General features: G+C 72.2%; 29 protein-coding genes. 11 read left to right on the top strand and 18 right to left on the bottom strand.

Annotated features, from left to right (window positions below):
- Positions 1–24: 24 nt before the first annotated feature.
- Together cydB and O7616_RS20795 are read right to left on the bottom strand one after the other, a co-directional pair.
- Positions 25–1,023 (bottom strand): cytochrome d ubiquinol oxidase subunit II, encoded by a 999-nt coding sequence (gene cydB, locus O7616_RS20800; protein WP_282259479.1) that lies wholly within the window; start codon positions 1,021–1,023, stop codon positions 25–27.
- A 14-nt stretch (positions 1,024–1,037) separates the two neighbouring features.
- Positions 1,038–2,450, bottom strand: a complete 1,413-nt coding sequence (locus O7616_RS20795) for a cytochrome ubiquinol oxidase subunit I (protein ID WP_282259480.1) — start codon at positions 2,448–2,450, stop codon at positions 1,038–1,040.
- Between the two features lie 175 nt (positions 2,451–2,625).
- Between O7616_RS20795 and O7616_RS20790 the strand changes: the two genes are divergently transcribed.
- From O7616_RS20790 to O7616_RS20775, 4 genes are all read left to right on the top strand, one after another.
- On the top strand, positions 2,626–3,399 hold the full coding sequence (locus O7616_RS20790) for a lysophospholipid acyltransferase family protein (protein WP_282303523.1): 774 nt from the start codon (positions 2,626–2,628) through the stop codon (positions 3,397–3,399).
- A 347-nt stretch (positions 3,400–3,746) separates the two neighbouring features.
- The gene (locus O7616_RS20785; protein ID WP_282259484.1) at positions 3,747–4,514 is read left to right on the top strand and encodes a glycerophosphodiester phosphodiesterase; all 768 of its coding nucleotides are present in this window, start codon (positions 3,747–3,749) and stop codon (positions 4,512–4,514) included.
- Positions 4,515–4,533: 19 nt separating this feature from the next.
- A complete protein-coding gene (locus O7616_RS20780) occupies positions 4,534–5,925 on the top strand; it encodes an MFS transporter (protein WP_282259485.1) in 1,392 nt (463 codons plus the stop codon).
- 149 nt (positions 5,926–6,074) lie between these two features.
- Positions 6,075–6,698 carry a thymidine kinase gene (locus O7616_RS20775; RefSeq protein ID WP_282264897.1) on the top strand — a complete coding sequence of 208 codons (624 nt, stop codon included), beginning with the start codon at positions 6,075–6,077 and terminating at the stop codon, positions 6,696–6,698.
- On the opposite strand, the gene O7616_RS20770 is transcribed toward O7616_RS20775, so the two are convergent.
- From O7616_RS20770 to O7616_RS20760, 3 genes are read right to left on the bottom strand one after another with little or no spacing between them, the layout of a single operon-like run.
- On the bottom strand, positions 6,665–7,816 hold the full coding sequence (locus O7616_RS20770; RefSeq protein ID WP_282303522.1) for a low temperature requirement protein A: 1,152 nt from the start codon (positions 7,814–7,816) through the stop codon (positions 6,665–6,667). The two genes, O7616_RS20775 and O7616_RS20770, sit on opposite strands and share 34 nt — an antisense overlap.
- A 59-nt stretch (positions 7,817–7,875) precedes the next feature.
- Positions 7,876–9,069 carry a low temperature requirement protein A gene (locus O7616_RS20765; protein ID WP_282303521.1) on the bottom strand — a complete coding sequence of 398 codons (1,194 nt, stop codon included), beginning with the start codon at positions 9,067–9,069 and terminating at the stop codon, positions 7,876–7,878.
- The gene (locus O7616_RS20760; RefSeq protein WP_282307684.1) at positions 9,056–9,466 is read right to left on the bottom strand and encodes a hypothetical protein; all 411 of its coding nucleotides are present in this window, start codon (positions 9,464–9,466) and stop codon (positions 9,056–9,058) included. Before O7616_RS20760 ends, O7616_RS20765 begins: the two co-directional genes overlap by 14 nt.
- A gap of 186 nt (positions 9,467–9,652) precedes the next feature.
- On the opposite strand from O7616_RS20760, the gene O7616_RS20755 reads away from it, so the two are divergent.
- Both O7616_RS20755 and O7616_RS20750 read left to right on the top strand, forming a co-directional pair.
- Positions 9,653–11,356, top strand: a complete 1,704-nt coding sequence (locus O7616_RS20755; RefSeq protein ID WP_282303520.1) for an acyl-CoA dehydrogenase family protein — start codon at positions 9,653–9,655, stop codon at positions 11,354–11,356.
- Between the two features lie 31 nt (positions 11,357–11,387).
- Positions 11,388–12,560 (top strand): PQQ-binding-like beta-propeller repeat protein, encoded by a 1,173-nt coding sequence (locus tag O7616_RS20750; RefSeq protein WP_282303519.1) that lies wholly within the window; start codon positions 11,388–11,390, stop codon positions 12,558–12,560.
- 141 nt (positions 12,561–12,701) lie between these two features.
- Here O7616_RS20750 and O7616_RS20745 read toward each other — a convergent pair whose 3' ends face one another.
- The 6 genes from O7616_RS20745 to O7616_RS20720 form a co-directional block, all read right to left on the bottom strand.
- Positions 12,702–13,700 carry a tyrosine-type recombinase/integrase gene (locus tag O7616_RS20745; RefSeq protein WP_282303518.1) on the bottom strand — a complete coding sequence of 333 codons (999 nt, stop codon included), beginning with the start codon at positions 13,698–13,700 and terminating at the stop codon, positions 12,702–12,704.
- Positions 13,701–13,767: 67 nt separating this feature from the next.
- Positions 13,768–14,193, bottom strand: a complete 426-nt coding sequence (locus tag O7616_RS20740; RefSeq protein WP_088991665.1) for an Hsp20/alpha crystallin family protein — start codon at positions 14,191–14,193, stop codon at positions 13,768–13,770.
- Positions 14,194–14,440: 247 nt separating this feature from the next.
- On the bottom strand, positions 14,441–16,132 hold the full coding sequence (locus O7616_RS20735) for an ABC-F family ATP-binding cassette domain-containing protein (RefSeq protein ID WP_282303517.1): 1,692 nt from the start codon (positions 16,130–16,132) through the stop codon (positions 14,441–14,443).
- Positions 16,133–16,424: 292 nt separating this feature from the next.
- The gene (locus O7616_RS20730) at positions 16,425–16,838 is read right to left on the bottom strand and encodes a DUF6069 family protein (protein ID WP_282303516.1); all 414 of its coding nucleotides are present in this window, start codon (positions 16,836–16,838) and stop codon (positions 16,425–16,427) included.
- 76 nt (positions 16,839–16,914) lie between these two features.
- Positions 16,915–17,391 carry a MarR family winged helix-turn-helix transcriptional regulator gene (locus O7616_RS20725; RefSeq protein ID WP_282303515.1) on the bottom strand — a complete coding sequence of 159 codons (477 nt, stop codon included), beginning with the start codon at positions 17,389–17,391 and terminating at the stop codon, positions 16,915–16,917.
- A gap of 52 nt (positions 17,392–17,443) precedes the next feature.
- Positions 17,444–17,959 carry a DUF2087 domain-containing protein gene (locus tag O7616_RS20720; RefSeq protein WP_282303514.1) on the bottom strand — a complete coding sequence of 172 codons (516 nt, stop codon included), beginning with the start codon at positions 17,957–17,959 and terminating at the stop codon, positions 17,444–17,446.
- On the opposite strand from O7616_RS20720, the gene O7616_RS20715 reads away from it, so the two are divergent.
- Positions 17,948–18,199: a hypothetical protein gene (locus tag O7616_RS20715; protein WP_282303513.1), complete on the top strand. Its 252-nt coding sequence runs from the start codon at positions 17,948–17,950 to the stop codon at positions 18,197–18,199. The genes O7616_RS20720 and O7616_RS20715 overlap by 12 nt on opposite strands.
- A gap of 5 nt (positions 18,200–18,204) precedes the next feature.
- Here the strand turns inward: O7616_RS20715 and O7616_RS20710 are convergent, their stop codons facing one another.
- Complete coding sequence (locus O7616_RS20710; RefSeq protein ID WP_282303512.1) at positions 18,205–18,396, bottom strand: DUF397 domain-containing protein; 192 nt, start codon at positions 18,394–18,396, stop codon at positions 18,205–18,207.
- Entirely contained in the window at positions 18,387–19,157 is a 771-nt protein-coding gene (locus tag O7616_RS20705; RefSeq protein ID WP_282303511.1) for a DUF5753 domain-containing protein, read from the bottom strand. Before O7616_RS20705 ends, O7616_RS20710 begins: the two co-directional genes overlap by 10 nt.
- Positions 19,158–19,361: 204 nt before the next feature.
- Between O7616_RS20705 and O7616_RS20700 the strand changes: the two genes are divergently transcribed.
- Both O7616_RS20700 and O7616_RS20695 read left to right on the top strand, forming a co-directional pair.
- Positions 19,362–19,724, top strand: coding sequence for a hypothetical protein (locus O7616_RS20700; RefSeq protein WP_282303510.1), 363 nt, complete (start codon positions 19,362–19,364; stop codon positions 19,722–19,724).
- Positions 19,721–20,182: a GNAT family N-acetyltransferase gene (locus O7616_RS20695; protein ID WP_282303509.1), complete on the top strand. Its 462-nt coding sequence runs from the start codon at positions 19,721–19,723 to the stop codon at positions 20,180–20,182. Before O7616_RS20700 ends, O7616_RS20695 begins: the two co-directional genes overlap by 4 nt.
- A 27-nt stretch (positions 20,183–20,209) precedes the next feature.
- Here O7616_RS20695 and O7616_RS20690 read toward each other — a convergent pair whose 3' ends face one another.
- Genes O7616_RS20690 through O7616_RS20680 form a run of 3 tightly spaced genes read right to left on the bottom strand, consistent with a single transcriptional unit; the run spans position 20,210 to position 22,356 of the window.
- Positions 20,210–20,797 carry a GNAT family N-acetyltransferase gene (locus O7616_RS20690; RefSeq protein WP_282303508.1) on the bottom strand — a complete coding sequence of 196 codons (588 nt, stop codon included), beginning with the start codon at positions 20,795–20,797 and terminating at the stop codon, positions 20,210–20,212.
- Positions 20,798–20,821: 24 nt separating this feature from the next.
- Positions 20,822–21,328 (bottom strand): DUF664 domain-containing protein, encoded by a 507-nt coding sequence (locus O7616_RS20685; RefSeq protein WP_282303507.1) that lies wholly within the window; start codon positions 21,326–21,328, stop codon positions 20,822–20,824.
- The gene (locus O7616_RS20680) at positions 21,325–22,356 is read right to left on the bottom strand and encodes an aldo/keto reductase (RefSeq protein ID WP_282303506.1); all 1,032 of its coding nucleotides are present in this window, start codon (positions 22,354–22,356) and stop codon (positions 21,325–21,327) included. The genes O7616_RS20685 and O7616_RS20680 overlap by 4 nt, the downstream gene beginning before the upstream one ends.
- 123 nt (positions 22,357–22,479) lie before the next feature.
- On the opposite strand from O7616_RS20680, the gene O7616_RS20675 reads away from it, so the two are divergent.
- Positions 22,480–24,033 carry a glycosyltransferase family 39 protein gene (locus O7616_RS20675; protein ID WP_282303505.1) on the top strand — a complete coding sequence of 518 codons (1,554 nt, stop codon included), beginning with the start codon at positions 22,480–22,482 and terminating at the stop codon, positions 24,031–24,033.
- Between the two features lie 6 nt (positions 24,034–24,039).
- On the opposite strand, the gene O7616_RS20670 is transcribed toward O7616_RS20675, so the two are convergent.
- Positions 24,040–24,522, bottom strand: coding sequence for an Rrf2 family transcriptional regulator (locus tag O7616_RS20670; RefSeq protein ID WP_282259504.1), 483 nt, complete (start codon positions 24,520–24,522; stop codon positions 24,040–24,042).
- A 130-nt stretch (positions 24,523–24,652) separates the two neighbouring features.
- On the opposite strand from O7616_RS20670, the gene O7616_RS20665 reads away from it, so the two are divergent.
- Entirely contained in the window at positions 24,653–25,393 is a 741-nt protein-coding gene (locus O7616_RS20665) for an NAD(P)H-binding protein (RefSeq protein ID WP_282303504.1), read from the top strand.
- 69 nt (positions 25,394–25,462) lie between these two features.
- Here the strand turns inward: O7616_RS20665 and O7616_RS20660 are convergent, their stop codons facing one another.
- Complete coding sequence (locus O7616_RS20660; RefSeq protein ID WP_282303503.1) at positions 25,463–25,822, bottom strand: hypothetical protein; 360 nt, start codon at positions 25,820–25,822, stop codon at positions 25,463–25,465.
- Positions 25,823–25,833: the final 11 nt, after the last annotated feature.

The raw sequence follows: 25,833 nt of genomic DNA, 5'->3' as shown, positions 1-25,833 counted from the left end.
TACCGCCACGTCGGCGAGATGCGGTCAGTGTTGGGGGATGTTGGCTACGCCGATGCGCTTGCGGAACACCCAGTAGGTCCAGCCCTGGTAGGCCAGCACCACCGGAGTGAAGATCACCGCCACCCAGGTCATGATCTTCAGGGTGTAGGGGGTGGACGCGGCGTTGGTGGCCGTCAACGTGCCGGCGGTGTCCAGCGTGGACGGCAGCACGTTCGGGAACAGCGCCGCGAACAGCGTCGCCACGGCCAGACCGATCGCCACGGCGGTGCCGGTGAACGCCCAGCCCTCCCGGCGTACCCGGGCGGCGGCCAGACCACCGAGCAGGGCGAGGGCCGCGCCGACGGCGAGCACGACGGCGGCCGTGCTGGAGCGGATGCTCAACGTCCAGCTCAGGAACCCGACCGCGAGCACCGCGGCGACGACACCCAGGCGCACCGCGAGGGCGCCCGCGCGCTCGCGGATGTCGCCGGTGGTCTTCAGCGCGAGGAACACCGCGCCGTGGGTCAGGAACAGCGCGAGGGTGGTCGCGCCACCGAGCAGGGAGTACGGGTTGAGCAGGTCGACGAGGCCACCGACGTACTCGTGGTCGGCGTCCAGTGGCACGCCGCGCAGGATGTTGGCGAAGGCGACGCCCCACAGGATGGCCGGGAGCAGTGAGCCGACGACGATCGCGGTGTCCCAGCGGCGCTTCCAGGACGCCTCGGGGCGCTTGTGCCGGTACTCGAACGCGACGCCCCGGGCGATCAGGGCCAGCAGGATCAGCAGCAGCGGCAGGTAGAAGCCGGAGAACAGGGTGGCGTACCACTCGGGGAACGCGGCGAACATCGCGCCGCCGGCGGTGATGAGCCACACCTCGTTGCCGTCCCACACCGGGCCGATCGTGTTGATCAGGACGCGGCGTTCCCGGTCGTTCCGGCCCAGGACGGGCAGCAGCATGCCGACGCCGAAGTCGAAGCCCTCCAGGATGAAGTACCCGGTGAACAGCACGGCGACGAGGAGAAACCAGATGGTGGTCAGTTCCACGATGGGCTCCGGGATCAGTAGGCGAAGGCGAGCGGGCGCTCGGCGTCGTCGGTGTCGTCGGCGGGGGGTTGTTCGCTGACGTCGGGTACGCCGGCCTTGGCGTAGCGCAGCAGCAGCTTGACCTCGATGACGGCGAGGGTGGCGTAGATCAGCGTGAACGCGGTGAACGAGGTGAGGACCTCGGCCAACGAGACGCTGCGGGACACCCCGTTGCGGGTGAGCATCTCGCCGAAGACGATCCACGGCTGGCGGCCCATCTCGGTGAAGATCCAGCCGAACGAGTTGGCCAGCAGCGGCAGCACCGGCATGGCCAGGCCCGCGCGCAGCAGCCACCTGCTGCTCGGGGTACGGCCCTTGCGCTGGCTCCAGAGCACCAGCAGGGCGATCGCGCCGGCGGCCATCCCGAAGGCGATCATGAAGCGGAAACTCCAGTAGGTGACCGGGATGATCGGGGTGTAGCTGCCCGCGCCGTACTGGGTGGCGTACTGGGCCTGCAGGTCGTTGATGCCGTGCACGGTGCCGTGCGGGTCACCGGTGCCCAGGTACGACAGCAGGTACGGGATCTTGAGGGCGAACACCTCGCGGCTGCCGTCGAGGCTGCCGATGGTGAGCACGGAGAACGAGGCGGGGCTCTCGGTGGAGTAGAGGCCCTCGGCGGCGGCCATCTTCATCGGCTGCACCTCGGTCATGATCTTGCCCTGGATGTCGCCGGTGAACAGCACTGCGGCGGAGGCGACCAGGACCACCCAGGAGCCGAACTTCGTGGCGAAGCGGTACGCGCCGGTGTCGGCGGAGTCGCGGTTGCGGATGACGTGCCACAGGCCGACCGCGACGATCAGCGACCCGGCGACGAGGAACGAGCCGGCCAGGGTGTGCGGGAACGTGATCAGGGCGACCTTGTTGGTCAGCACGGCCGGGAAGTCGGTCAGCTCGGCGCGTCCGCTGTCAGGGTTGATGCGGTAGCCGACCGGGTTCTGCATGAACGAGTTCGCGGCGAGGATGAAGTACGCGGACAGGTTCGTGCCGATGGCCGCGGCCCAGATGCTGGCCAGGTGCGCGCGCTTGGGCAGCCGATCCCAACCGAAGATCCACAGGCCGATGAAGGTGGATTCGAGGAAGAACGCGACGAGCGCCTCGATGGCCAGGGGTGCGCCGAAGATGTCGCCGACGAAGCGCGAGTAGTCGCTCCAGTTCATGCCGAACTGGAACTCCTGCACGATGCCGGTGACCACCCCCATGGCAAAGTTGATCAGGAACAGCTTGCCGTAGAACTTGGTCAGCTTGAGGTAGCGCTCGTTGCCGGTGCGGTGCCACAGCGTCTGCAGGATGGCGACCAGCACGGACAGGCCGATGGTCAGCGGAACGAAGAGAAAGTGGTAGACGGTGGTGACACCGAACTGCCAGCGGGCGACGTCCAACGCGTCCACCTGAAACCCCCAACCAGCCGTACTACGAGACGTAGTAAATACTACTGCTCGTCGTAGAGGAATGGGCAGGGCCGGGCGGCCCGAACCGGTCCGGGACCAATGACCCTGATCACCCCGGGGCATCCGGCCGACCCGCCCGCACGCCCCCACCGCCGCGTGCGACGATGTCGCGCTGATGGACACCACGTACGCCACCTGGCAGCCGCCGCTGATCTGGCGCGGCGCTCTCCTGCTGGCCCGGGGCCTGGTCGGCCTGCTGGCCCGCCTCGAGGTCACCGGCGACGTCCCCGCGCACCTGCGCCGCGGGCCGCTGGTGCTGGCCGCCAACCACATCAGCCCGTTCGACCCGGTGGTGCTGGCCGCCGCCTGCCAGACCCGGCGCATCGCCCCCCGGATCATGGCGACCGCCGGACTGTTCCGCGCCCCGGTGCTCGGCACCGCCATGCGCCACGCCGGGCACATCCGCGTCGACCGGGGCACCAGCGCCGTCCACCAGGCTCTCGACGACGCGGCCACCGCTGTGGCCCGTGGCTCGGTGATCCTCATCTACCCCGAGGGCCGCATCGGCCTGGACCCCGGCATGTGGCCCGAACGCGGCAAGACCGGCGCCGCCCGCCTCGCCCTGGCCTGCGGCGCCCCGGTCGTCCCGGTGGCCCAGTGGGGCTCGCACGAGGTACTCCCCTACCAGGCACCCCGGGGAATGCTGCGCGGCGTCGCCCGCTCACTGTGGCGTCGCCCGGTCATCCGGGTGCACTTCGGCACCCCCGTCGACCTGGGCGAGTCGACCGCCGCCAGCCCCGGCGCGGCACGCCGGGCCACCGACCGGATCATCGACGCGCTCACCGACACCCTGGTCCCGCTGCGACCCGACGAACCCGACCGGCCCCGGCACGTCGACCCCGGCCGCCCGAGCGACCTCAGCCGCGCCCACCGCCGCCGCTCGGCCTGAGTCGCCGCTCGGCCTGAGTCGCCGCTCGGCCTGCGAGATTGGCGCGACGCCGGGCGCGTCCGGGCCGGCGAGGCCCGCAGCGCAGACGTCAGCCCAGACGCCGCACCCCAACCCCACCCCCCGCGTCCTTTGCTCTGCACCCGCCGACGCACCAGCTACCCACGGTGACTGTCGCCTCCGTGGGTGCAGAGCAAAGGACGAAAGGATGGTGGCCGGGGGCAGGCCGCCGCACGCCGGTTCGGGCGGGGACACCCGGGGGCCACCCGTGCCGCAGCCCCCGGCGTCTCGGGTCTGATCTTCGCCGGTAGGTCACCCGGGCTCCACCGGCGGCGGGCATACTGCGTCCCGTGCTGACCCGACCCGGCTACCTCGACGCGCCCGCGCCGCTGGCGTTCGCCCACCGTGGCGGCGCCGCCGACGGCGACGAGAACACCGCCGAGGCGTTCGCTCGGGCCATCGGGCTCGGCTACCGGTACGTGGAGACCGACGTGCACGCCACCGCGGACGGCGTGGCCGTGATCTTCCACGACCCGACGCTGCGCCGGGTCACCGGTGAGCCGGGGCGCATCGCCGAGATGAGCTGGGCCGACCTCGCCTCGGTACGCGTCGGCGGCGCCGCCGTCGTACCCCGACTCGACGAGGTGCTCGGCGCCTGGCCGCAGGTCCGCTTCAACATCGACGTGAAGGCCGACGGCGGCGTCGAACCGACGGTCGCGACAGTGACCCGGGTCGGCGCCGCCGACCGGGTGCTGCTCGCCTCGTTCAGCGACGCCCGCCTGACCCGGATGCGCGCGCTCACCGAGGGGCGGGTCGCCACCAGCCTCGGCATGCGCGGCGTCGCCCGGCTACGCCTCGCCTCCCTGCACGGACGCCCGCTGCGGCTACCCCCGTCGGTGGTCGCCGCACAGGTGCCGCCCCGCTACGGGCGGGTGCCGGTGGTGGACCGCCGTTTCCTCGACTACTGCCACCGGATCGGCCTTCAGGTGCACGTCTGGACGATCGACGAACCCGCCCAGATGCACGACTTACTGGATCGTGGCGTGGATGGCATCATGACCGATCACGTCGGCGTGCTGCGCGACGTCTACCGCAGCCGCGGCCACTGGGCCGCCTGAACCACTCCAAGGACCCCCGATGGCCGAGACCGTGACCCCCGCGGTGGACGACACCCCGCCTCCCGCGAGCACCCGCCGGGAGCGCCGGGGCTGGTACATCTACGACTGGGCCAACTCCGCGTTCCAGACGACGGTCATCACGGTGTTCCTCGGCCCGTTCCTGACCACGGTCGCCGAGGTGGCGGCCGGGTGCGAGTTGGGCGCGGACTCCTGCGACGGTTTCGTGTACCCGCTCGGCATCAAGGTCGCCGCCGGGTCCTACTACCCGTACCTGATCTCGCTGTCGGTGTTCCTCACCGTGTTCGTGCTGCCGGTCATCGGGGCGATCGCGGACCGGTCGGCGCACAAGAAGCGGCTGCTCGGCGGTGCCGCGTTCACCGGTGCCGGCGCCACCATCGCGATGGCCCTCGTCACCGGCGACCGCTACCTGCTCGGCGGGGCGCTCTTCCTGGTCGCCAACATCTCCTTCGGCGCCGCGATCGTGGTCTACAACTCGTTCCTGCCGCAGCTCGGCGGCCCCGACGAACGCGACGGCATCTCCAGCCGGGGCTGGGCGCTGGGCTACCTCGGCGGTGGTCTGCTGCTGGCGCTGAACCTGGTCGCGATCACCCTGCTCGACAAGGGTGACGACCCGCAGCGCACCCTGGACCTGGCCCGCTGGTCGATCGTGTCCGCCGGTGTCTGGTGGGCGCTGTTCACGCTGGTGCCGCTGCGGTGGCTGCGTGAGCGTCCGTCGGCGGCGGCGCTGGCCGGTGGCGGCAACGTGCTGACCGACGGGTTCCGCCAGCTCGGCCGCACCGTCCGCGAGATCAAGGCGTACCCGCTGACGCTGTACTTCCTGCTCGCCTTCCTGGTCTACAACGACGGCATCCAGACCGTCATCACCCTGGCCAGTCAGTACGGCACCGAGGAGCTGCGCCTGGAACAGAGCACCCTGATCATCACGATTCTGCTGGTGCAGTTCCTCGCCTTCGGCGGCGCGTTGAGCCTGGGGGCGCTGGCCCGGCGCGTCGGCGCGTGGAAGACCGTGCTGCTCAGCCTGGTGCTCTGGACCGGTGTGATCATCGCCGCGTTCCGGCTGCCCGCCGAGGCGCCGGTGCCGTTCATGGTCCTCGGCGCGGCCATCGGCCTGGTCCTGGGCGGCAGTCAGGCGCTGAGCCGGTCGCTGTTCAGCCAGCTCATCCCCACGGGGAAGGAGGGCGAGTACTACGGCTTCTACGAGATCAGCGACAAGGGCACCAGCTGGCTCGGCCCACTCGCCTTCGGCCTGGTGTTCCAGCTCACCTCCTCCTACCGGGTGGGCCTGGTCTCACTGCTGATCTTCTTCGTGGTCGGTTTCCTGCTCCTCGCCGCCGTACCGATGCGCCGTGCCATCGTCGCCGCAGGCAACACGCCACCCCGGGTGCTCTGAGCACGCATCCCGCACCCGACAGATCAGGGCCGGTCGATCGGCTAGGCTGCCCGACCGTGACTGACGACGCCACCGCCGCCCCGACCTGCCTCGCCCACCCGTTCCCCGGCCAGCCGCACGCTCCGGCCGGGTGCGCGGCGGCGCGCGGGCTGGACGGGCGGCCGGTGCACGCGGCGGCGTTGAAGTTCTTCTGGGGGCCGATGGACTGCGGCAAGTCCACGATGGCGTTGCAGATGAACTACAACCACGCCCGGCAGGGCCGGCGGGGACTGGTCACCACCCGCATCGACCGGTCGCTGGGCCCGCAGGTCACCACCCGCATCGGACTGGCCCACGAGGCCATCGAGGTCACCGACGACCTGGACCTGCGGGCGCTCGTGCGCGGCCGGTGGGCCGACGGGGTACGCGTGGACTACCTCATCTGCGACGAGGCGTGCTTCTACACCGTGGAGCACGTCGAGCAGATGGCGGAACTGGTCGACAGCTACGACGTCGACGTGTTCGCGTTCGGGCTGGCCACCGACTTCCGGTCCCACCTGTTCCCCGCCACGCAACGCCTGTTCGAGTTGGCCGACGAGGTGGCCCGCATCCAGGTCGAGGTGCTCTGCTGGTGCGGCCGGGAAGGGCTACTCAACGCCCGCGTCGTCGACGGGCGGGTGGTCCGCGAGGGCGCGCAGGTCGTCATCGGCGACACCGTGGACACCGCCGAGGTGCGCTACCAGGTGCTCTGCCGCCGGCACTACCGCAGCGGCGACCTGGGCCCCCGCGACTGAGACACCGGCCGGCCCACCATCCAGTCGACCACGATCACCGCGCCGGTGATCAGCAGCGCGGCCGAGGCAGCCACCGCGAGTGGCACCCGCAGCGCGACGGCCGCCGGTGTCAGCGCGAGCAGCAGCAGCGCCGCCACGGCCCGGCTGGTCACCCCGACGTGGCCGAGCGCCATCTGGTACGCGGCGTGCCCGGCCAGGAACAGTGCCGGACCGCCCAGTAGCACCAGCGCGGTGGCCCAGTCGACCGGTTGACCGGGATGGCTGAGTAGCCGTTCGTCACCGACGGCGGTGACGACGATCCCGCCCACCATCACCGGGTGCAGATAGTTGAACAGCAGCCGGGAGAGCCGGCCGGACCGCTCTCCCGCGGCGGCCAACGTGGCTATACCGGCGTGCGCCCGGTCGAAGTACACCCACCACAGGGCCACCGAACCGGCGAAGGCGAGCAGGAAGGCGGTGATCGTGACCCGGTCGAGTCTCTGCGTGAGTGTCCCCCCGGTGATCAGGATCGACTCGCCCAGGGCGATGAGGATGAAGGCCTGACACCGTTCGGCCAGGTGCCCACCCTCCACCTCCCAGTGCTCCGGCGTGCTACGCCCCAGTCCCGGCACCGGAAAGCCGGTCGCCAGACCGACCGCGTCGACCACGATCACCGCGATCCAGATCACCTCCCGGGCCGGCACGTCCACCAGCCCGCCGACCACCGCCAGCATGCCGGTCCCGGTGATCCAGACCAGGCACTGGACGAAGCTCTCACCGAGCCAACGCTGACCCCGGATCGCCCACACAGCGAAGATCGTTCGCCCGATCTGCACCGCCGCGTACGCCCCGGCGAAGAGCAGACCGTTCGCGCCGAACGCGGTGGGCAGCGCCGCGGCGAGCAGCAGGCTGCCCAACGTCACCACCAACAGCGTGGCCCGCACCGGCACCCGGTCCGGACGCAGCCAGTTGCCCATCCAAACGGTGTAGATCCAGACCAGCCAGACCAGGCCGAGCAGCACGGCGGCCCGCCGGACGCCGCGCCAGGTCAGGTCCTCGCTGAGGTAGTGCGACAGCTGGATGATCGTGAAGACGTAGACCAGGTCGAAGAACAGCTCGGTGGACGTGGTTCGTTCCACGCCGCGACGCGGTCGCAGCAACTGCGGGTGAAGCGGCCCGCCGCCCGGCTCGGAGCGGGTCACTGCACACCCCGCCGCGCCTGGAAACGGTCGGCGACGATCACGGCGACCGTCACCACCAACGCCACCGTGGCGCACCCCGCGACCGGAACCCCGAGCCCCACGCAGACCGGCATCAGCGCCAGCAGCACCACCACCGCCGTGATCCGGCTGGTCGGCAGCATCCGCCACAGCAATGCCTGGTACGCGGCGTGCCCCGCGAGGAACAGCGCCGGGCCGCCCAGGGTGAGCATCACGACGTCCATGGTGGCGGGCGCGCCGGGCTCGCGCAGCAGCCGCTCGTCACCCGCCGAGGTGACGATGACACCGGCGACGATCACGGGATGCAGGAAGTTGAACGCCACCCGGCTCAACGCGCCGGTGCGGTCCCCGGCGTGGGCGATGACCTCCGTCGCGGCCGGGGCTGAGCGGGCGAAGTACACCCACCACAGGGCCACCGACCCGGCGAAGGCGAGCAGGAACGCGCCGGACGTCACCCGGTCGAGGTGGGACGTGAGGGTGGTGCCGGTGACCAGGATCGACTCGCCCAGCGCGATCAGGACGAACGCCGCGCACCGCTCGGCCAGATGCCCGCCCTCCACCATCCACCGCTCGGGGCGGCTACGCCCCCGCCCCGGCCACGGGTAGCCGATCAACAGGCCGACCACGTCGAGCACGACCACCGACGCCCACAACGCCTCCCGGGCGGCCCCGCCGACCAGGCCGCCGACCACCATGAGCACCGACGTCCCGACTATCCACGGCAGCGACTTCTGAAAGCCGTCGACCAGCCATGGGGTGCCCTGCACCGCCCACAACGCGAATATCGTCCGGCCCACCTGCACGGTCACGTAGACCACCGCGAAGAGCAGGCCGGTCCCGGCGAACGACTGCGGGATCGCCGCCGACAGCAGCAGACTGCCCAGCGCCACCCCGATCAACATCGCCCGCACCGGACCCCGGTCCGGGTGCAGCCAGTTGGTCAGCCAGGTGGTGTAGACCCAGACGAACCAGACAAGCGCCAGCAACAGCGCGGTACGTCCGCCACCACGCCAGCCCGGATGTTCGATCAGGTAGTGCGACAGCTGGGTGATCGTGAAGATGAAGACCAGGTCGAACAACAGCTCGGTTGAGGTGGTCGGTTGGACCCCCTTGCGCATGCGCAGCAACCCGGCATGCGCCGGGGTGACGGTCGGCGGTTCAGAAGGGGTCACCGCACACCCGCCAGTCGCCGCCCTCGCGGACCACCGGTAGGCGGCGTTCCTCGCTGAGCCCACCGGAGCGGGTCACCTTCACCGTCACCGTGCCCTGCGGTCGGCCGCTGCGGGTGGTGACCGACACGTCGGTGATCTCGTAGTCGGTGACCATCGGCGGGGTACGCACCCAACTGGTGAAGCCGATCGCGCTCCACCGGCTGCGAGCGTCCTCGCAGAGCCGCTGGTACGCCCGGTCGCTGTCGCCGAGGGTCACCTCGTTGAGGAACCCGTCGGCGGTGTCCCGGATCGGGCCGGCGGCCTGACGGACGGTCTGCAGATTCCAGGCGGCCAGACCGGCCACCCCGACGCAGCACAGCGCCACACCGAACCCGGCGAACGCCAACCCGGCGCGCATCGGGCGGCTGCGCCGGGCCGGTCGGCTCCACGACTGGCCGGCACCCACGACTACCGACCGTAGAGAACGCCGTCGCACCGGGGTACGACAAGCGGAAAATCGGGTCCGGCGACTCACTCTGTTCGCGGCGGCCACGGATCGTCTACCGTCGGCGCACACCCCCCGAGCAGTGCCAGGAGCCGATCGATGAGCCGCTTCGTGCAGCCGGTACCACCCCCCGTCGACCCGTACGCCGATGACAGCCTGCTGCGGTCCTGGCTGGAGCGTCACCTGGGCCCGGCCGGGCACGCGGCCGCGAAGGGCCGTCTCGCCGACCTGGCCGCCGACGTCACCGGGCCGCTGCGGGCGGCGCACGCCGACGCGGAGGCCCACCCGCCGACGCTGGTCCGCTACGACCCGTGGGGCGCACGGGTCGACCGGATCGACACCTCCGCCGGTTGGCAGGCGCAACGGGCCGCCGCCGCCCGGCACGCGGTGGTCGCGCTGCCCTACCTGCCGGAGGCGCGCGGCACCTGGGGCGCCGCCGCCCGCGTGGTGCAACACGCCCTGCTGCACCTGTACGGGCCGGAGTCGGCGACGTTCTCCTGCCCGGTGGCGATGGCCGACGGGGCTGCGGCGCTGCTCAGCCTGCCGGAGGTGGACAACGGGGTCCGGGACGCGTGGCTGCCCCGGCTGATCTCGACCGACCCGGCCGTGGCGATCACCAGCGGGCAGTGGATGACCGAGGCGCAGGGCGGCTCCGACCTGGGCCGTTCCAGCACCATCGGCCGACCCGCGGCGGATGGGTCCTGGCGGCTGACCGGGGAGAAGTGGTTCTGCTCCGCCGCCGACGCGGCGATGGCGGTGGCGTTGGCCCGGCCGGAGGGCGCCGGACGCGGCAGTCGGGTGCTCGCGCCGTTCCTGGTCCCCCGGTACGCGGTCGACTCACCGTTGGCCGACGGCGCTGCCCCGGGAGTACCCGCGCCGGGTGTCACGGTGCACCGCCTCAAGGACAAGCTCGGCACGCGGGCGCTGCCGACCGCCGAGATCGGTCTGCGCGACGCGTACGCGCTGCCGCTGGGTGACCCGGCGACGCCCGGGCTGGTCCGGGCGATGACCCTGGTCGTGGTGACCCGGGTGCACAACGCCGCCGCGGCGGCGGGCGGGATGCGACGAGGTCTCGCCTACGCCCGGGCGTACGCCGACGTGCGGCACGTCGCGGGCGGCGCGTTGGTGTCGTCGCCGCTGCACCGGGCCACCCTGGGCACCCTCGCGGTCGACGCGGCGGGCGCGTTCGCCCTGGCCGGGCACGCGTTCGCCCTGCTCGGGCGGGTCGAGGTCGGCGCGGACCCGGACGCTGCGGCGGAGCTGCGGATCGTGGCGCCGCTGGCGAAACTGGCCACCGGTCGACTGGCGGTCAGCTCGGCCAGTGAGTACGTGGAGAGCTTCGGCGGGGCCGGCTACGTGGAGGACACCGGCGTACCCCGCCTGCTGCGCGACGCCCAGGTGCTGCCGATCTGGGAGGGCACCACGAACGTGCTGGCCCTGGACGTACTGCGGGCGCTGACCCGGGAGGACGCCGGGGCGCCCCTGCTGGCCCGGCTCGCCGCCGCCGTCGACCTGGCCCGACCGTTGTCGCCGGTGCTGGCCGACACGCTGGCCGCCACCGCCGCGCAGCTGGGCGACACCATCACCTCGGTGACCGCCGACCCGGGCTCGCCGACGGTCCTCGCCGGTGCCCGTGGTCTGGCGCTGCGCCTGGCGTACGCGCTGACCGCCGCGTTGCTCGTCGAACACGCCGCCTGGGGCGACGAGCAGGCGGCACTGGCCGCCCGGCTGTGGGCACGCCGGTGGCTGCGACACGAGGAGATCGCCGAGGACGCCCACCACCACCTCGACCTGCTGTGCTGAGCGATCGGCGCGAGCGGACGGGTGGGCGCGCATGACGGTGCTGATCGAGCTGGGCGACGACCGGGGTTCGCCACTCGACGACCGCCCGCCGCCTCCGCAGTCGTCCCGCCGTCGGCGGCTGGCGGTGCTGGTGGCGGCGTGTGCCCTGCTCGGCGGCGCCGCCCCGGCCGCGCGCCTGACACCCCAGGTCGGGCCGGCGGTGCCCGCCCGGGCGACGGTGCTCGGTGCGGGGCCGCTGCTGCTGGTCGCCGACCCGGACCAGAACCCACCGACGCTGAGCGCCTACGACCCGACCGCGCCGGGCGGCCCGCCCCGGTGGCGGGTCACCGTGCCGCCCGCGGCCGGGTGGTCCGCCGAGGTCGCCGGTGACCTGCTCCTGCTCGTCGAACGCGACCAGACGCGCGGGGCGCGGGCGACCTCCGCGCGGTCGATGCGAACCGGCCAGCCGGTGTGGCGGCGACCCGAGCGGGTGTACGCGGCCGGGGACGCCGCGGTTGCGGTGAGCGAGGTGCGCAGCGCCGCCGAACCGGGACGGCGGGTCGAGGGCACGGTGCACGGTGTCGACCCGAGCACCGGCGCAACCCGGTGGTCGGTCCCGCTGCCCTCCACGGCGGTGCTGCGGCCGCTTCCCGGCCTGCCCGGGCGGGTGCTGCTGGTGCAGGACGACGGGCTGACCCGGTTGCTCGACGCCCATGACGGCACCGAACTCGGTCGGGGACGACTTCCGCCGGCCGACTACGGCCCGGACAATCCCCAGGTCGCCGGAGCGCATCTGGTGCTGCGTCATCCGAGTGGCGGCGCGGCGGCGCTGTCCGGGTACGACCTACCGGGGCTGGCACTGCGCTGGCAGGTGCCGGTGCCCCCGGGCGAGCTGACCCTTCGGCCCTGCCAGGGGTTGATCTGCGGGCAGGACGAGCGGGGCCGCTGGGCGATCGACGCGGGCACCGGGGTGCGGCTGTGGACGTGGTCGGCGGGCGCGCGCTGGCGCACCGTGCCCGGCCCTCGGGGTGCCCCGGAACCCCTGCTGGTGCTGGGGATGGCGGCGGACGGCAGACGTTCCCTCGTCGCGACGGTGGGTCGCGATGGTCACTGGGTGTCCGCGGTGCTCCCGGCGGGTGTGACCGACTGCCGGCGGGCCGGCACCGGGCTGCTCTGCCGCGACGGCGCGGCGCGGCAGACATTCTGGCCCCTAGACGACCCCTGACCCGGTGCCGCGTCGGTCGCCGATCGGCATGATCAACACGGGTTCACCGACGTCGGGGTGTCGGAGGCGTTCGGATACCGCGACGTCGCCGAACCCGTGTTGATCACCGGCTTCGGCCGCGCCGAGAGGGAGCGGGCTGGGTCAGGCGCGCCGACGGGAGCGGGCCGCCCAGACCGCGTAGGCCGGGTCGCGGTCGAGGTTGTGCCGGTCCCGGTCGTAGCGGCGGGTGGTGCGCGGGTCGGCGTGGCCCATCGCGTCCTGCACGTCCTCCAACGGCACGCCCTCCGACCGGGCGGTGGTGGCGAACGCGTGTCGCAGTGAGTGCGGGGACAGCTTCGCCCACGATGAGATGCCGGCGGCTCGGGCGAGCCGACGCACCAGCCGGAACACCGAGTGCCGGTCCAACCGGCCGCCGGTGGCGGTGACCAGCAGCGGCCCGGTCAGCTGCGTCACCGGCACACCGGCGGCGGCGGCCCGCTCGGCCAGGTAGGCGTCCAGGGCGTACCCGCTGCTGGGGGTGAGGGCGCGGCGGCGGAGCTTGCCGCCCTTGCCGACGAAGCGCACGCTGCGGTGGCCGCGTTCGGTGCCGAGGTCGGTCAGGTCCAGCGAGATCAGCTCCCCGACCCGCAGGCCCAGGTCGGCGAGGAGCGCGATGGCCGCCCGGTTGCGGGCGGCGGTCACGCCGGTGTCCGCGTCGGCGGCCGCGAGCAGCGCGTCGACTTCTTCGGGGGTGAGCCCGAGGGTGGCGGAGTGGTCCCGGTCGACGCGGGGCCGGTCGGCCCCGGAGACCGGGTTGGCCGGGACCGCGCCCAGTTTGACCAGGAAGTCGTACCAACTGGACAGCGCGGAGAGCCGCCGCGCCACGGTCGCCGGTGTCAGCGGTCGGCCGCTGCGGGCGCCGATGGTGGCCTCCAACGCCCGTGCGTACTCGTTGACGTGCAGGAAGCTGGCCCGTAGCGGGTCCAGGTCGCGGCCGGCGCACCAGGTGAGCCACCCGGTGACGTCCCGGCGGTACGCGTCGCGGGTGTGCTCGGACAGCCGCCGGTTGCGCAGCCACGCCTCGGTGACCTCGACCGGCCCGCTCGGCAGAGCGAGGGTCGTGGACGGGCGGGCGAGCACCGGAGCGTCGGGGAACACCATGTGAAAAAGGCTCTCAGCCTCGGGTGGGATCGGCGTGCAGGCGCGCCGATCCCACCCGAGGTCGTGATCACGCGTTGATCTGGCGTCGTCCTTCGCCGTTGGCGCTGATGGTGACCCGGCGGGGCTTGGCCCGCTCGGCGACGGGGATGCGCAGCGTCAGCACCCCGTGCTCGTAGCCGGCCTCCAGCTTGTCGGTGTCCAGCGTGTCGCCCAGGAACAGTCGCCGGGTGAAGGTGCCCATCGGGCGTTCGGCGGCCACCAGCTCGACACCGTCGCCACTGGGCCGGCGACGCTCGGCCCGGACGGTGAGCACGTTGCGCTCGACGGTGCAGTCGATGGTGTCGGGGTCGACGCCGGGCAGGTCGAACGCCGCGTAGAAATGGTCCCCGTCGCGGTAGGCGTCCAGGGGCATCGTCGCGGGACGGGCTGCCGTACCGAAGAACTGCTCGGCGAGCCGGTCGATCTCGCGGAACGGGTCGGTACGCATCAACATGGTCATGCCTCCTCGGTTCTCCTGGCCGAAGGTGATGAGTTGAGTCGGTGTGACTCAACTTCCACTTCTTATTTAGCGCCTTCCGAGGCGTTCGTCAACTGCTTCTCGAACCAGTGCTCGGCGTAGGGACCCTGCGAGTACGCCGGGATCTCCAGGTAGCCGTGCCGGGCGTACAGGGCGCGGGCTTCGACCAGGTCGGTCGGGCGGTGACGGTCACCTTTTGATCATCACCGCCCGGTCAACGGGATTACTCCGCCTCGCGCCAGGTCGAACGGGTTCGCCCAGGGGGCGCACCGATGCACAACCGCGGCCAGTCGGCCAGGTCGCGCAGCAGTTGCCGGTCGTGCGTGGCGATCACGACGGCGGCGCTCGTGTCGCGGATCGCGGCGGTCAGCTCGTCGGCCAGCGTCGACGACAGGTGGTTCGTCGGCTCGTCCAGCAGGATCAGCGTCGGCCGCCCGGCCAGCGCCAACGCCAGGTCGAGACGGCGCTGCTGTCCCTGCGACATCCGCCCGACGGGGGTACGCGCCGCGACGGAGTCCAGCAGCCCCAACGATCCCAGCGACACGGCATCGGCGTCGGTGAGCACTCTGCGGGCGACGAGGAGCCCCACCCGGCGGGCATACACCTCGTCGGCGGTGAGGTCGGGGGTCTGCCCGGCGGTCTCCTGGGAGACCCGGGCGACCCGGGCGTCCTTCGCCGTCCAGACGTACCCGTCAGTGGGGTCCAGTGCGCCGGCCAGCACCGCGAGCAGTGTGGACTTCCCGGCGCCGTTGGGCCCCGTGACGAGCAGCCGGTCACCGCCGCCGACGGTGAGGTCGACCGGACCGGGGAGTCGACCCGCGACCGCGACGCTCTGCACGCGTACCTGCGGCGCGCCCCGCCGCACCCCGAGGTCCGGCAGCCGCAACGCCGGGGGTGGTTTCGGTACGTCGACGCGGTGTGCCCGCAAGGCGTCCTGCTGCCGGTGCAGCGCCTGCACGACACCCGGTGCACGGGACTGACGCTGGTGCTTGCCGGTCCCCTTGTCCGGTCGCCAGCCCGTGGAGAGCCGGTCGCGGGCCTTCGACACCGCGTCCTGTAGTCGTCGGTGTTCGACCTGCTGCTGCTCGTGGTCCTGCTCCCAGTGCTCCCGCTCGCGACGACGCGCCTCCTGCCAGGCGTCGTAGCCGCCGGCGTACAGCCGGGGTTTTCCGTCCCGGGTCGGGTCCAGGTCGAGGAACCGGTTCGCGACGTCGCGCAACAGCGCCCGGTCGTGGCTGACCACGGCCAGACCGCCGTCGTGTTCGCGGAGCCGAGCGGTCAGGAAGTCCAGGCCGTCGGCGTCCAGGTGGTTCGTCGGCTCGTCGAGCAGCAGTACGTCGTGGCGTGCGCCCAGCAGGCACGCCAACCGCACCCGGTACCGCTGTCCGACCGACAACGTCGCCAGTGGACGGTCGCGGTCCGCGCAGGCGTCGAGCGCCTCCAGTGCCACGTCGACACGGCGTTCGGCGTCCCAGGCGTCGAGTCGGGTGGCGGCGTCGAGCGCTCTGGCGTAGCGGTCCTCGGCGGTCGGGTCGCCCCCGGCCACGGCGATGGCTGCCGCGTCCAGTGCGGCGACGGCGGCCAGCGAAGCGGCAAGCGCCTCGGACGTCAGGGTGCCGACCGTCTCGCCCTCGCTGGCGGACAGTTCCTGGCGGGCCAGACCGATCGTGCCGGCCCGTGCGACGGTGCCGTCGTCCGGCGTGATCAGGCCGGCGAGGACGTGCAGCAAGGTGGTCTTGCCGCGGCCGTTCTCGCCGACGACCGCTACCCGTGACCGGGCGGAGACGGTGACCGAGACGTCGTTCAGGACGCGACGCGACCCGCGGGTCACGGTGATGGTGGTGGCGCGTACGTGGGCGCTGCCGCCCGCCTCGACGGGCAGGGGCATGGTTTCGTGGTTCGGGATGAGGTTCAACGGTGCTCCGCAGCTCGCGATGGAGCCGGGCAGCGGCTGACGGCCGCCCGGCGGGAACCGGGACGGCGAGCGCGAATTCAGCAGAAAGGACGCCGCCGTCAGCGGGCGGAGCGAACCTTCTGCGACCAGATACCTCGTGCCATGACGGCGATGCTATCAGCGCCGACGTGCCGGCCACCCGCATCGTGGCGGCCACCCGCGCCGGATTCGGTGATCAAGAGGTTTGCGTCACCCTGGGCGCGATCGCTGACGCAAACCTCTTGATCGACAAGTGAGGCAGGCTGGCCGCCGGTTATCGGCGGGGTCGGGGCAGCAGGGCGATCAGCGCGACGGCCACGGCGACGTGCGTCGCGCCGAGGGCCAGTTTGGCGCCGCCGGTGGCGTCGACGTTGAGTAGCGGGGCGAAGGACAGCAGCGTCACCACGACGGCCAACGAGATCCACACCGGACGGGCGACGCGTGGGGCGAACCGTTCCAGCAGGGCCAGCGTCGCCCAGCCGAGCAGTGCGGCACCCAGGGCGACCACGGCGACCGCGCCGACCCCGATGACCGTGGCGGGCTGCCCTGGGCTCTCGACCGTGTAGTCGACCCCGGCCAGCGCACCGATCGACCAGATGACCAGGCAGGCCAGGACGGCTACGCCGACGCCGAGGGCGCGGCGGCGTAGCGGTGAGGTGGTGGGACTGGTGGCGACGGCAGCACTCATGACGGCTCCTCGTTCAGGGGAAACGACTGAATGCGACCGTAGCAGATAGTCTCGTTCGGAACTATCTCTCTCGGGATCAACAGCCGGAGCGGCTGCCCGGCGCGTACGGGGAGGTGTTGGCGAGTGGGCCGCCGACCAGCGCCAGGAGAGCCCGCAGGAACACCTCCCGCTCCTGCTCGGGCAGGGCGGCGAGGACGTCGTCCTGGATGCGTCGAACCACCTGCTGCGCCTGCCGCAGCACCTGCTCCCCCGCCGGTGTCACGACGACCAGCCGAGCCCGGCGATCCGTCGGCACCGGACGGCGCTCGGCCAGCCCGGCGCGTTCCAACTGGTCGAGCGTCACGACCATGGTGGTCTTGTCCACGCCGCACCGCTCACCGATCTCCCGCTGGGTCAGGTCACCCGTGCGGGCCTGTGCGAGCACGTAGTGCGCCCGTGGCGAGATGCCCAACTCGGCCAACCCCGCGGCATGCTCGGTCTGCAACGCGTGACTCGCCCAGGAGAGCAGGAACAGCAGGTCTGGTGGGCCGTCGGCGGGCGTGCAGGAGGTCATGCGCCGAGGCTAGCAAGATGCTCCGCGCCCAGACGATTTGTGCGACCGACGATCAGAGTCGCTGGTAGATGCCGTTCTCGCGGGCGAGCAACTGCTCGTCGATCAGGTAGCGGCGCAACGTCGCGTGGTCCGACCCACCGGCGGCGCACCACTGCTTGAGCGCGTCGTCGACGGCCCGCTCCGGATAACGGGTGCCCGGTGCGAACGACTGCTCGGCGATGTGTGCCAGCAGCACCCGCCGCCTGCTTCGCTGAGCCGGCAGGCCCACCAGGACGCCCGCGCGCACGAAGGTCCGCAGCACCGGGTCGCCGCCGGGGTCGGCGTCGTCGGTTGGACGGCTGTCCCGCGCGGCCTCCCGCAGTGACACCTGGTCGGGCGCGAACGCGCCGTCCGCGCCGGTGACGAGACCCGCCTCGGTGAGCCGGCGGACACCGGTGAGCACCACCCGCGCCGGCAGGCCGGTCCGTTCGGCGACGTCGGTCGCGCTGGTCGCGCCCAACACGATCGCCGCGAAGATCCGTCGCCGTCCGTCGTCGGCCAGGGCCCCGGCCAGAGCATGCGCAGTCACGCCGGTCACCCTCGCATCGGTGGTACGCGCACCGCCAGGCAATTATCCGGCGTCACCTCGTACGACTGGTCGGTGTCGTTGGGCGCCATGCCGCTGGGGTACGCGCCGGTGCCCCTGGCCGTCGCCGGGCTGCTGGTCCTCGTCTCGTGCGCGGGCACGTCACTCGTGCCCGGCGTACGCCGACTCACCTGGCCGACGCCCCCGCAACCGCGACCGGCCGATGCCGCCGGTGTCCGCTGACGAGGTCAGGCGGCGTGGCGGGCCAGCGCGACGAAGTGCCGCCACGAGTCGGGGCTGAAGGCCAGCGTCGCGCCGTCGCGATCCTTCGTGTCCCGCACCAGGACCACACCGGGCAGGTTGTCGGCGACCTCGACACAGTTGCCGCCGTTGCCGCCGCTCCTCGTGCTCTTCCGCCACCGCGCGCCGGTCATGTCCATGCTGCTGCCGCTTCTCTGAGGAGTGCCAGGGAGCGCCCTCGGGGCAGTGCCTCTCCGCGAATCCGCTCCCACCGTCGCTCCAGATTAACAAGGTCCGATGGCTGGTCCAGGATCTGCGCCTGGGCCGCGCTGTCGACGTGCGCGACCCGGGAGCCGTCCGGCATGTCCGCGATGGTGAACGGCCCGTCGAGCCCCGGGTAGCTGGGCGAGTCCGCCGGGACGATGTGCAGCTGGACGGTGCCCGCCTCGGCGTGCCCGACCAGGCGCGCGAGTTGCGTGGCCATCAGGGCGCGGTCGTCGCCGACGCGCCGTCGCAGCACCCCCTCGTCCAGCACTGCCACCAGCAGGGGCTGGCCATCTGCCCGGGTGAGGATCGCCTGCCGGTCGATGCGCGCCTCGGTGAACTCGTCGACCGCCTCCGCCGCCAGCATCCCGCCGGCCAGGGTCGCCCGCGCGTACGCCTCGGTCTGCAACAGCCCGGGCACCCACGCCAACTCGAACGACCGCAGTGTCACCGCCTCGCGTTCCAGGTCGACCCACGGCCGGAACCACACCGGCTCCCGGCGGTGGCCCGCGTCCGGCCACAGCGTGTCGACGTCCTTGGCGAGGAGGTCGGCGACGGTCGCCCGGTGCCGACTCTGTGGAATGTGCCCCGGGTTCGCCCACCGGGCGACTGTCTTCGGGTGCACACCGATCCGGTCGGCGAGGCTCTCGGCGGTGTGACCCGCTGCGGCGAGCGCTGCGACAAAGGCGTGGTTCATGCCGTCCTCTCCTGGTGCAAAGCGGCTGCGATGAAGACATAACGCAACGCTGTGTGCTTGTCCAGTGACTACGGGCAAAGTGCGGTTTAGACGGCGCGCCCGGCAGGGATTAGACCCGGCGGGCGCGTTCGTAGCGGGGCCGCTTCCGGTGGGCGAGCACTCCCGGAAGCGGCCCCTTCCAGACGCCGAGCAGAGGGAAGACCGGTGCCGGAGAGCAACGAAGAGTCCGGCCGGTTCCAGGCCGGGGACGTGGTCCTCCTGACCGACGCCGCGAGCGTGCAGTTCCGGAAACCGATCGTCGTGCGGGTCATCCGCGAGATACCCGACCGGTACACGTACGACGGTTGGCTCTGGCTCGACGGGTATCAGCTGAACGCGAAGGGCGAAGCGGTGGCACGGCGTGAACTGTTCGTGATGCGCGCGGGCGTCCAGCGGCACGACGGCGACGGCGCAGGCGGTACGTTCCCGCCATGTCCGAACCAGGGTCCGTCGCTTGGCCGCCCGCCCCGATCAGGACCGAACGGCTCGTCCTCCGGGAACCCGAAGCCCGCGACCGTGCGGCGATGATCGAACTGCTCAGCTCACCGGAGGTGGGCACATACCTCGGCGGCCCGCGACCGCGCGATGAGTGCGAGCGCGCCATGCCGGAGACGCCCGAGAGGCGCGTCGGCCTCTTCGTGATCGAACTCGACGGAACGATGATCGGCACCGTCGAACTCGACCGGCGCGACGCGCAGCATCGGAGTCACGCTCGTCCGGCTGCCGGGGAGCCCGAGCTCGGCTACCTGCTCCTACCCGAGGCGTGGGGACGCGGGTACGCGGCCGAGGCCTGCGCGGCGGTGCTTCGCTGGTTCGCCGGCGCGCTTCCCGGCCAGCCGGTGGTGCTCCGCACCCAGACGGCCAACAAGCGCTCGATGCGCCTCGCCGAGAAGTTGGGGTTCACCGAGGTGCAACGGTACGAGGCGTGGGGCGCCGAACAGTGGCTGGGCGTGTGGTCCCCGGTCACTCCGCCGGCAAGCCGTTGATGACCGCGGCGGACTCATCCCGGGAGATCAGATCGGCCCGTCCGTGCGCAGTCGCGCGTGCACGTGCATGTCGTGCCAGCCGTCAGCGTGACGCACCGACCCTCGGGCCACGCCCTCTTCGGCGAAACCGGCCCGAGTGGCCACCCGGCACGACGCCGCGTTGGCAGTGGAGTGCTCCAGGACCAGCCGGTGCAACCCGGCCCGGGTGAAGCTCCACCGGGTCATCGTGTGCAGCGCGTCGGTGGCGATCCCCCGGCCGCGCGCCGCCGGCACCAACCAGTACGACACGTGCGCCGACGCCTCGGTCAGCAGCACGCCCCGCAACCCCACCTGACCGACGGGCTCGTCGTCGTCGCCGACGATCGCCCAGCTCGCGGCCGTCTCGGCGCGCCAGCGGTCGGCCCACTGCGACGTCCACGCCCGCGCCTCGTCGTCATCGTCGAGACGCAGGACGTGCCACCGCTGGATGTTCGGACAGTCGAAGGCGGCCTGTACGGCCGTGGCGTCCTCGACGCGCCACGGCCGCAGCGCCAGCCCGGGGCGTACCCGAAGACGGGGTTGCTCCTCGGCGGCCAGGCTCCCGGTGGGCAGGGCGGGTGCGACGAGCATCGGCATCCGCCCATTATCGAACCGGCGGCCTCACTCGCCGGTCGGGCCGCCCGCGAGTTCGGCGACCACGTCGAGGTGACCGAGGTGCCGGGCGTACTCCTGGACCAGGTGGAACAGCACCCGCTCCAGCGACGCCGGGTCCGCGCCGTCCCAGCGCGGGCCCGGCGCGCCGATCTCCGCCAGGTCGTGCGCGGTCACGACCGCGCTGGTGTGCGCGCCCTGCGCCCGCAGCTCCGCCACCAGGTCGTCCCGGGTCACGTCCGGGGCGACGTACCAGCGGTCGTCGCGGCGGTCACCCCACGGCTCGGCGACGTCGCGGCCCTGGAAACCCCACTCGATCCAGCGCAACTCGACGTGCCGCAGGTGGGTGAGCAACTCCAGCGGGGTCCACCCCGACGGCAGCCGACTGCTGCGCAGCTCCGACTCGTCCAACGCCGATACCTTGGCCACCATGGACTCCCGGAAGTAGTCCAGGTAGCGCAGGAAGACCTCGGTGCGGCTGTCCGCCGGAGCGGTGGGCTCGGGGAACGACGTCATGACGCGCCCGGCAGCTCACGGCCGCGCTGCCGCACACCCGCGCTGCCGTACGGGTAGTCGCCCACCGGCGGCGCGCTCGCCTCGTCCAGCCGCCGCATCTGCTCCGCGTCGAGGTCCAGGTCGGCGGCGGTCAGGTTGTCGTCGAGCTGCTCGGTGGTACGCGCGCCGAGGATCACCGAGGTGACCGCAGGGCGGGCCGCCAGCCAGGCCAGTGCCACCGCCGACATGGACACGCCGCGTTGCCCGGCGATCTCGCGGACCGCGTCGAGCACCCGCCAGGTGCGCTCGTCGGCGTTGCGTCCCGCGTACGCCTCGACGCCCCGCTCCGGGTTCTCGCCGAGCCGGGTCGCGCCGGTGGGGGCGTTGTCGCGTTGGTACTTGCCGGTCAGCCAGCCGCCGCCCAGCGGTGACCACGGCAGGATGCCGATGCCCTCGTTCTCGCAGACCGGCACCACCTCGAACTCGATCTCCCGGGCCAGCAGGTTGTACTGCGGTTGCACCGTCACGATCGGGGTCAGGTTGAGGTGCTGGGTGAGCAGGGCCGCCTTCTGCAACTGCCAACCGGTGAAGTTGCTGACGCCCGCGTAGCGGATCTTGCCGGCGCTGACCGCGTCGTCGAAGAACCGCAGCGTCTCCGGCAGTGGGGTGAGCGGGTCCCAGGCGTGCGCCTGGTAGAGGTCGACGGCCTCGACACCGAGTCGGCGCAGGCTGGCGTCCAGGGCCCGGGTCAGGTGCACGCGGGACAGGCCCGCGTCGTTGGCGCCCGGTCCCATCGGGAACCGCCCCTTGGTGGCGATGACGAGGCGGTCCCGCACGTCGGGCCGCGCCCGCAGCCAACGTCCGACGATCTCCTCGGAGACACCGCGGGAGTAGACGTCGGCGGTGTCGAGGAAGGTGCCGCCGGCTTCGACGAACCGGTCCAGTTGGGCGAAGCTGCCCGCCTCGTCGGTCTCCGCGCCGAAGGTCATCGTGCCCAGACACAGGGTGGACACCACAGTGCCGGTGGCGCCCAGATTGCGATAGCGCATATCGTCCTTTCGGTCCGAGTGACAAAGCTGATCTTCGCACTCGTCCCGGCCACCCGCACACGGCACAGTGCCGAACCCCGGCACGGGCACCCAGGCATCGACGCCGCCGGTCATCATGAGCGGGTGAGCGAGCCCGCGATCGACATCGACCGACCGCACCGCCCCACCCAGCCGCCGCCGTCGGCGACGCCACCCGAGCCCGGCGCGCCCACTCGCGGTCCGTGGCTGGTGGCCGCCGCCACCACCATGACGCTGCTGCTGCTCGCCGACCGGTACGGCTACCACCGCGACGAGCTGTACTTCCTGGTCGCCGGTCGACACCTCGACTGGGGGTACGTCGACCAGGGCCCGCTGGTCCCGGCGTTGGCCCGGCTGCTCGACACGATCGCGCCGGGCAACCTGGTCGTGCTGCGTACCCCGTCGGCGGTGTTGGCCGGTGCCGCGGTGCTGCTGGTCGCCGCGATCGCCCGCGAGGTGGGCGGCGGTCGGGGCGCGCAGGTCTTCGCCGCGGTGCTCGCCGCGTTGTCCGGCATCGTGCTGGCCAGCGGGCACCTGCTCAGCACCACCACCGTCGACCTGCTGGTGTGGCTGGTGGCGGCGTGGTGTGCGGTGCGGTTGCTGCGCACCGGTGACAGCCGGTGGGCGCTCGGCATCGGGTTGGCGCTCGGTGTCGGCATGCTCAGCAAGGTGCTGCCCGCGCTGCTGGCCGTGGGTCTGGTCGCCGGGGTCCTCATCGCCGGGCCGCGTCGGCTGCTGCGGGACCGGTGGGTGTTCGCCGCCGGCGGGGTCGCCGTCGTGCTGGCCGCACCGAACCTGATCTGGCAGGCGGCGCACGGCTTTCCGCAGCTCGGGGTGGCCGCGTCCATCGCCGACGGGGACAGCTCCTACAGCGGTCGCCTCGACGCGTTCACCCTCCAGTTCGTCATCATCAGCCCGTACGCCGTGCCGATCTGGATCGCCGGGCTCGTGGCCCTGCTGCGGCGACCGGCGTGGCGGGCGTACCGGGCGGTGGGCTGGGCCTGGTTGGTCGTGGTCGGCATCGTGCTGATCGCCGGCGGCAAGGGTTACTACGACGCGCCGCTGCTGCTGGTCCTCACCGCGTGCGGCGCGGTGGTCACGGCCGGGTGGGCGTCGCGGGGGTCGGCCCGGCTGCGGCGAGGGCTGCTCGTGCTGGGTGTGGTGCCGTTCCTGTTGCCCAACATCGTGCTGTTGCTGCCGGTGCTGCCGGCCGACCGGTTGCCCGGTTTCGTGGTCGACGTCAACTACGACGCGGGTGAGACGATCGGTTGGCCGGCGTTCGCCGACTCGGTCGCCGCCGTCCACGGTGGTCTGTCACCCGAGGAGCGGTCCCGTGCGGTCGTCCTGACGGCCAACTACGGTGAGGCGGGCGCGTTGGCCCGTTTCGGTCCGGCCCGTGACCTGCCCCGCGCCTACTCCGGGCACAACAGCATGGTCGACTTCGGTCGGCCACCCGCCGACGCGGACGTGGTGATCGCCGTCGGCTTTGACGGTCCCGGTCGGTTGAACTCCTGGTTCGAGTCGTGCACGCAGGCCGGGCGGGTGGACCAGCGGGTCGAGGTGGAGAACGACGAGAACGGCGGCCCGATCCACGTGTGCCGGGGGCTGCGGCGTCCGTGGGCACAGATCTGGGACACCGAGGTACGCCACACCGGGTGACAGCGGTCAGCCGGTTCCGCTGGTGAGCCAGGTCTGGATGCCGGCCAGTGCCTCGGGGCCGGAGTCGGTGTCGACGTCGCGGGCGAGGTCGGCGATCGTGACGGCGGCGAGCGCCTGCCGCCAAGCGTCCTCGGCTGCCCACATGGCGCGGGCGACCGGGCACGGTGTGGTGCAGGCGTCGGCCGGGGTCGCGAACGGGCCGCGCTGGCGGATCTCGGTGCAGACGAAGGTGGGCCCCGGCCCGTCGACGGCCCGCACCACGTCGAGCAGGGTGATGCTCTCCGGGGCGCGGGTGAGGACGTAACCGCCGGACTTGCCCTGCACGGAGTGGATCAGACCGGCGCGGGCGAGGGACTGGAGCTGCTTGGCGAGGTAGCTGCTGGACACGTCGTGCAGCTCCGCCAGCTTGGCCGCCGGAACGGGCGTGTCGCTGGCCGTGAGGACCACGCAGCAGTGCAGCGCCCACTCGACCCCGCCGGACATCTTCATGGCGTCACCCTAGTCACCCCGCTACTCGGACTCATTGTGTCCGAGTATAGTTCTCGGACAGAAGAGGTCCGAGTTTGGCGGGCTTGGTGCGCCGGACAGCGGACCACACACTCGCAGGAAGGTGCATACCGTGAAGATCGCCGTATTGGGTGGGACCGGCCTCATCGGGTCGCAGGTCGTCAAGATCCTGCAGGACGCCGGCCACGAGGCCGTGCCGCACTCGCTGTCCACCGGGGTGGACCTGCTCACCGGGCAGGGCCTGACCGAGGCGCTCACCGGCGCCGAGGTCGTCGTCAACCTGACCAACTCGCCGACCTTCGACGACGCCTCCCCCGCCTTCTTCCAGACGACCATGGACAACCTCCTGGCCGCCGCCGGCAGCGCGGGCGTCGGGCACGCGGTGGTGCTCTCCATCGTCGGCGTCGACCGGGTGCCCGACCTGGCCTACTACCGGGCCAAGGTCCTCCAGGAGGACATCCTCAAGGCCGGTCCCGTGCCGTACTCGATCGTCCGCGCCACCCAGTTCTTCGAGTTCGTCGAGGCGATCCTCTCCTGGACCGCCGACGACACCACAGTGCGTCTGCCCCGCACCCCGGTGCAGCCGATGGCCGCCGCCGACGTGGCGCAGGCCGTCGCCGACGTCAGCATGGGTGCGCCGTTGCAGGGCATCCGTGACGTCGCCGGCCCGGACGTGTTCGCCCTCGACGAGCTGGGCCGGATCACCCTCGCCGCCCGTGGCGACCAGCGCACCGTCACCACCGACGACAGCGCCGGCATGTTCGCCGCCGTCCCCGGTGACGTCCTCATCGCCGCCGACGGCGCGGTCATCGCGCCCACGGCCTACCGGGAGTGGCTGGGACGCCAGGGCTGACCCGCCGACCGGTACGCACGCCGCCGTGGCCGTCGAGCACCACGGCGACGTGCGGTACGGCCGCTCAGGTCAGGAGGACACCGCCAGTTCACGATCGGGCACCGGGTCGACGGCCGGGCGGCGGGGAAGCAGCAGCGGACTGGCGAGGATCAGCACTCCCGCGACGGCGATGGCCGTGCGAGGGCTGGTAGCGGCGGCGAGCAGACCGCCGAGCGCACTGAGGACGGCGATGGCGGCGCTGCTGCCGATCGACCAGGCCGCGAGCGTACGCACGGTGCGATCTCGGGGAGTCTGCTGAAGCCGGTAGGTGGCGAGCGGCGCCCTGGCGGGACCACGTGACCTACCTCCTGACGACCCACCGGATCCGGCGGGTGTGCCACCGGGCAGCGTGAGCCGCGCGGTACGGATCGGGTAGGTCGGGGCGGACACCAGCCGATCCT

This window comes from Micromonospora sp. WMMD964 (genome assembly GCF_029581455.1).
Lineage (GTDB): Bacteria > Actinomycetota > Actinomycetes > Mycobacteriales > Micromonosporaceae > Micromonospora.
Note: the sequence above shows the minus strand (reverse complement) of the source record. Positions and strands in the feature narration are given on the sequence as shown.

What these genes read in the sequence shown, in the direction of transcription:
- O7616_RS20710 (WP_282303512.1), bottom strand. Translation starts at nt 18,396, where the DNA reads ATGGACATGACCGGCGCGCGGTGGCGGAAGAGCACGAGGAGCGGCGGC.
- O7616_RS20760 (WP_282307684.1), bottom strand. Translation starts at nt 9,466, where the DNA reads ATGCGCGCCGGGTTGGCGTTCGCCGGGTTCGGTGTGGCGCTGTGCTGC.
- O7616_RS20740 (WP_088991665.1), bottom strand. Translation starts at nt 14,193, where the DNA reads ATGTTGATGCGTACCGACCCGTTCCGCGAGATCGACCGGCTCGCCGAG.
- O7616_RS20750 (WP_282303519.1), top strand. Translation starts at nt 11,388, where the DNA reads ATGACGGTGCTGATCGAGCTGGGCGACGACCGGGGTTCGCCACTCGAC.
- O7616_RS20685 (WP_282303507.1), bottom strand. Translation starts at nt 21,328, where the DNA reads ATGACGTCGTTCCCCGAGCCCACCGCTCCGGCGGACAGCCGCACCGAG.
- O7616_RS20780 (WP_282259485.1), top strand. Translation starts at nt 4,534, where the DNA reads ATGGCCGAGACCGTGACCCCCGCGGTGGACGACACCCCGCCTCCCGCG.
- O7616_RS20705 (WP_282303511.1), bottom strand. Translation starts at nt 19,157, where the DNA reads ATGAACCACGCCTTTGTCGCAGCGCTCGCCGCAGCGGGTCACACCGCC.
- O7616_RS20755 (WP_282303520.1), top strand. Translation starts at nt 9,653, where the DNA reads ATGAGCCGCTTCGTGCAGCCGGTACCACCCCCCGTCGACCCGTACGCC.
- O7616_RS20715 (WP_282303513.1), top strand. Translation starts at nt 17,948, where the DNA reads ATGCGCAGTCACGCCGGTCACCCTCGCATCGGTGGTACGCGCACCGCC.
- O7616_RS20745 (WP_282303518.1), bottom strand. Translation starts at nt 13,700, where the DNA reads ATGGTGTTCCCCGACGCTCCGGTGCTCGCCCGCCCGTCCACGACCCTC.
- O7616_RS20680 (WP_282303506.1), bottom strand. Translation starts at nt 22,356, where the DNA reads ATGCGCTATCGCAATCTGGGCGCCACCGGCACTGTGGTGTCCACCCTG.
- O7616_RS20790 (WP_282303523.1), top strand. Translation starts at nt 2,626, where the DNA reads ATGGACACCACGTACGCCACCTGGCAGCCGCCGCTGATCTGGCGCGGC.
- O7616_RS20695 (WP_282303509.1), top strand. Translation starts at nt 19,721, where the DNA reads ATGATCGAACTGCTCAGCTCACCGGAGGTGGGCACATACCTCGGCGGC.
- O7616_RS20730 (WP_282303516.1), bottom strand. Translation starts at nt 16,838, where the DNA reads ATGAGTGCTGCCGTCGCCACCAGTCCCACCACCTCACCGCTACGCCGC.
- O7616_RS20725 (WP_282303515.1), bottom strand. Translation starts at nt 17,391, where the DNA reads ATGACCTCCTGCACGCCCGCCGACGGCCCACCAGACCTGCTGTTCCTG.
- O7616_RS20690 (WP_282303508.1), bottom strand. Translation starts at nt 20,797, where the DNA reads ATGCCGATGCTCGTCGCACCCGCCCTGCCCACCGGGAGCCTGGCCGCC.
- O7616_RS20670 (WP_282259504.1), bottom strand. Translation starts at nt 24,522, where the DNA reads ATGAAGATGTCCGGCGGGGTCGAGTGGGCGCTGCACTGCTGCGTGGTC.